The sequence below is a fragment of the Rhodococcus sp. PAE-6 genome (assembly GCF_025290685.1).
In the GTDB taxonomy this organism is placed as follows: domain Bacteria; phylum Actinomycetota; class Actinomycetes; order Mycobacteriales; family Mycobacteriaceae; genus Rhodococcus; species Rhodococcus pyridinivorans.
Genome location: NZ_JAOCLZ010000276.1, coordinates 1 through 231, shown reverse-complemented (window position 1 = coordinate 231; position 231 = coordinate 1). Strand labels below are relative to the sequence as shown.

The window sequence follows — 231 nt, the reverse complement described above, 5'->3', positions numbered from 1 at the left end:
GCCCGCGCTCCACCGGCGCACATCGAGATCAGATCGGTCGACGCGTCACGCCGCTCGAGCTCGTGCAGCGCGGTGGTGATGAGGCGGGCACCGGTGGATCCGACGGGGTGGCCGAGCGCGATCGCGCCACCGGTGACGTTGACCTTGTCCATGTCGGGTCCGTGCACCTGGGCCCAGGACCGCAGCACCGACGCGAACGCCTCGGTGACCGCGAACCGGTCGAGATCGTCG

1 pseudogene is annotated in these 231 nt (G+C 71.0%); it reads right to left on the bottom strand.

Features of this window, described 5'->3' with window-relative positions:
* A pseudogene (locus NVV99_RS27015) lies at positions 1-231 on the bottom strand (steroid 3-ketoacyl-CoA thiolase); the annotation flags it as partial.